Genomic DNA, 4223 nt, shown 5'->3' on the forward strand with positions numbered 1-4223 from the left:
TCATCGATCCACTCCGGCAGCGTAATTGGTGCCATGAGTCTGGTGGCGGGGAAAACGATACACTCCAATAGCTGCTGGGGCGGAAACCCAGTGAAAATGCTTAAAGAGAATATTGCCTGGTCCGGAGAAAGCGTTCATCACTGGACAGAAGCGACAACGCGTGCCTGGAACATGTGCGATACCGAATCAGTGCAGTTTAACCATGACGACCATGTATTAAATATTGCCGTGATTGAACAGGGTTTTAAAGATGCCAGCAATGTTGTTGATAAATGCCAATATCTATTGAAGCATATCGTTAAAAACGAAAATAAAAACCGTTTTTATGGTTAAGGTAAATTAAAGGGCTAATGATGTCAGCCAATCCGTGTTAACCAGCCGCAGACCGCCATTAATAACGATCTGCGCGACCAGGTTACACGGTAAAGTTACGCATCCGCGCCAAACGCCAGCGCTTTCTGCGCGCGCAGCTCTGCCAGCCGGGCTTCCAGCGCGGCTTCGATGTGCTGATAGGCCGTGCTGCCCAGCGCCAGCCGCAGCGGCATCGTTTCCTGATCCAGCGTCGCCAGCGTGGCCGCCACACATTTTCCGGCATCACCCAATATAGCAAAGTCACCCGCTTCAATCGCCCGACGCAACTGTCCGGACGCGTTGTCGCGATAGGCGTCGAGCGGCGCAGCGATATCCAGCCCGCAGGCAAAATTGGTGGCGGTCGGGCCCGGCTCCACCAGCAGCAGCTCGATGCCAAAGCTGGCGACTTCCTGGCGCACCGCTTCGACAAAACCTTCAATTCCCCATTTGCTGGCGTGATACAGGCTGAAATTGGGATACGCCACCTGACCGCCCTCGGAAGAGATCTGCGCAATGCGGCCACCGCCCTGCTGGCGCAAATGCGGGATGACGGCGCGAATCAGCTGGATCGATCCGGTGAGATTGGTGGCGATCTGGCGTGCAATCTGCGCGTCGCTGAGCTCTTCCGCCGCGCCAAACAGACCGTAAGCGACGTTGCTTACCACCACATCAATACGCCCGACGCGGGCAAAGGCGGTGGCGATGGCCGGAGCGATACTGGCCGTTTCGGCCAGATCCAGCCGCATCACCAGCAGCCGATCGCCATATTGCTGCTGCAAATCTTCCAGCGCCTGCTCGCGGCGCACCGTTGCCACCACGCGATCGCCGCGCTCAAGTAAACGTTCACTCATCAGTCGGCCCAGTCCGCTGCTGGCACCGGTAATTAACCAGGTTTTCATTTTGCGCTCCTCATGTTGAAAACCTGATGATAGATCGCTTTACTGGTGGTCATAATCTCCCCAATCGCACATGACCTGGTGAGGAAATACCACCAATGAAACGCCCTTCATGGCACGAACTGCAGGCGATCAAAACGCTGGGCGAGCAGCGCAGCTTCCGGCGCGCTGCCGAGCTGCTTGGCCTGAAGCGATCTTCGCTCAGCCACCTGGTGAAAACGCTGGAGCACAACCTCGGCGTGCAGCTGTTTCAGCGCACCACACGCAGCGTGTCGCTGACCGACGCCGGTGAGCAGCTATTACAGCGCCTCGCGCCGCTGCTCAATCAGATGGATGAGGTGCTGCACGACGTCAGCCTGAGCCGCCAGCAGCAGTACGGTACGCTGCGCATCAGCGCCAGCGATGTGGTGATTGGCCTGCTGCTGGATCAGGTGGTGCCCGAGTTCAGCGCGCGCTATCCCGGTATTCAGCTTGATTTCTCCGCCCAGGGCGCGCTGGTGGATATCACCGCCGCCGGGTTTGATGCCGGCATCCGGCTGATTGAAGATGTGCCGCAGGATATGGTGGCGATTGCGCTCGGCGGCCCGCTGACCTTCGTTACCGTGGCCTCGCCCGACTATCTGGCGGCGCACGCGCCGGTGCGTCAGCCGCAGGATTTACTGCAGCAGCAGTGTATTCGTCATCGCCTGCCCGGGGGCAAACGCTATCGCTGGGAGTATCAGCGAGCGGAAGAAAGCCTGGAGATTGACGTGCCGGGTACGCTGACGTTAGACAATAACGCGCTGATGGCGCGCGCGGCCATCAACGGTTCAGGGATTGCGTTCGTGCCTTCGCTGTATGTTAGCGAGGCACTGCAGCAGGGGAAATTAGTGGAGCTGCTGGCCGACTGGCGCATTCAGTCGGCGGGAATCGCGCTGTGGTTCCCGCCGAACCGGCATCAGTCGATGGCGCTGCGGCTGTTTATCGACGCATTGAAAGCCCGCCTGCCGCACCACCGCTGAATCAGCCCTGACGCTGCGGCGCTTTGTGCACCATGGTGTAGGCGTAGTCGACGCCCATGCCGTAGGCACCGCTGTGCTCACGCACCAGATCCATCACCGCATCGTAGGTCTCTTTGCGTGACCAGTCGCGCTGGTACTCCAGCAGCACCTGCTGCCAGGTCACCGGCACCGCACCCGCCTGCACCATGCGCTGCACGGAACGTTCGTGCGCATCAACACTGGTGCCGCCGGAGGTATCGGTCACCACATACACTTCGTAACCGGCTTTCAGCGCCATCAGAGCCGGGAAGGTCAGGCACACTTCGGTCCACAGCGCCGAGATGATCAGTTTTTTGCGGCCGGTTTTCTCTACCGCCTCGACAAATTTCGCGTCTTCCCAGGAGTTCATGGAGGTACGCTCAATCGGCTTCGATTCCGGGTGCACCGCCAGCAGTTCTGGCCAGATGTAGCCGCTGAAGCTTTCCGTTTCTACCGAGGTGTAAATCACCGGCACGTCGAAAATTTTCCCCGCTTTCGCCAGGGCGACGGTGTTATTTTTGAGCTGCTGGCGGTCAATATTGGCGACACCAAACGCCATCTGTGGCTGGTGGTCGATGAAGATCAGGGTTGAGTTCTGTGGGTCAAGCAGGTCGAGTTTAGACATGATAGTTTCCTCTAAAGTGGTTTTAAATTTGTGTGTTGTGCTGCTGGAATAAACTTTAGAGAAAGCGCGGACAAAGAGATAACGCAAAGAATTTTACAACTTGTTCAAACCGTTTTTAGAAGCTTGATTTAAATAGGTTAATTCGCCCAAGCGCAGCGTTTTTGCTGGTTAAACAGCGGCTCACCGGCGTTGATTCTGCGCCTGCGACGGGCGTAATCTGTGGCGACAAAATCATAAAAAACACCATCGCAAAATGATCGTACGTCCTCATCAACACTGGTTTCTCCGGTTGTTTGACTGGCACGGCTCAGTGCTGTCTCGCATTGCGTTCCGCCTGTCGCTTAACCTGCTGATGTCAGTGATCGCCATACTGGGTTATCCCTGGTATTCCACGCTCGGCATTCACCTGACCACCGCACCGTTCAGCCTGATTGGCGTGTCGATTGCCATCTTTCTTGGCTTTCGCAATAACGCCAGCTACGCGCGCTTTATCGAGGCGCGCACGCTGTGGGGCAATATGCACATTACTCAGCGCTCGCTGCTGCGCCAGGTGAAAACGCTGCGCGGACTGCGTGCGGAACAGGTGCAGGAGTTTATCGGGCTGCAGCTGGCATTTAGCTGGAGCCTGAAACACCGGCTGCGTAAAACCGATGCGCAAGCCGATCTGCAGCGGCTGTTGCCGCCCGCGTGGCACGCCGCGGTGCTCGGCCATCCGATGCCGACCTCGCAAATCATGTTATGCATGGGCGAATGGCTGGCGCAGCGGCGTGATGAGGGATTAGTGACGGATATCGTCTGGCAGAGTATTGATGACAACCTCAACCATCTGTCGGCGTATCTGGGTGGCTGCGACCGGCTGGCCAGCACACCGATTCCCTTCGCCTACAGCCTGATTCTGCACCGCACGGTGTATTTGTTCTGCACCCTGCTGCCGTTCGCACTGGTGGCGGATTTGCACCTGATGACGCCGCTCGTGTCGGTGTTTATTTCGTACACCTTTTTGTCGCTGGAGTCGCTGGCGGAGGAGCTGGAAGATCCGTTCGGCACCGCGCCCAATCACCTGCCGCTGGACGCGCTGTGCGTGAATATCGAACGCAATCTGAAAGCGATGAACAACGATTTCCCGCTGCCGGCAGCGAGCCAGCCGGACCGGTATTTTAATCTGACGTGACGGCACGGGCTGATTCAATCGCCATGCTCGCTGATCGCACCGCATCGTAGCGGCGCGATTTATCGCGCTAATCCGACCGCTGCGCCGCTGTTTTTTGCGCAATAAATTGCGCCGCTACGGTTTGTGCGGAAGGTTATTGCAGCGCCGTTGCAAGCGCTCCT

5 protein-coding genes are annotated in these 4223 nt (G+C 57.6%); 3 read left to right on the forward strand and 2 right to left on the reverse strand.

Annotated elements, in window-relative coordinates; translation table 11 throughout:
* The coding region (locus QMM04_RS21255; protein WP_282996958.1) for a hypothetical protein at positions 1–333 on the forward strand (333 nt) is incomplete at its 5' end.
* A gap of 95 nt (positions 334–428) precedes the next feature.
* On the opposite strand, the gene QMM04_RS21260 is transcribed toward QMM04_RS21255, so the two are convergent.
* Complete coding sequence (locus QMM04_RS21260) at positions 429–1250, reverse strand: SDR family oxidoreductase (protein WP_282996959.1); 822 nt, start codon at positions 1248–1250, stop codon at positions 429–431.
* A 95-nt stretch (positions 1251–1345) separates the two neighbouring features.
* On the opposite strand from QMM04_RS21260, the gene QMM04_RS21265 reads away from it, so the two are divergent.
* Positions 1346–2248 (forward strand): LysR family transcriptional regulator, encoded by a 903-nt coding sequence (locus QMM04_RS21265; protein ID WP_125310614.1) that lies wholly within the window; start codon positions 1346–1348, stop codon positions 2246–2248.
* Position 2249: 1 nt separating this feature from the next.
* On the opposite strand, the gene QMM04_RS21270 is transcribed toward QMM04_RS21265, so the two are convergent.
* Positions 2250–2891, reverse strand: coding sequence for a hydrolase (locus QMM04_RS21270; RefSeq protein WP_021508093.1), 642 nt, complete (start codon positions 2889–2891; stop codon positions 2250–2252).
* A 253-nt stretch (positions 2892–3144) separates the two neighbouring features.
* Between QMM04_RS21270 and QMM04_RS21275 the strand changes: the two genes are divergently transcribed.
* Positions 3145–4062 (forward strand): bestrophin family ion channel, encoded by a 918-nt coding sequence (locus QMM04_RS21275; RefSeq protein ID WP_031279808.1) that lies wholly within the window; start codon positions 3145–3147, stop codon positions 4060–4062.
* Positions 4063–4223 lie beyond the last annotated feature (161 nt).

The sequence above is a fragment of the Pantoea sp. Pa-EAmG genome (genome assembly GCF_030024295.1).
Lineage (GTDB): Bacteria > Pseudomonadota > Gammaproteobacteria > Enterobacterales > Enterobacteriaceae > Pantoea > Pantoea dispersa.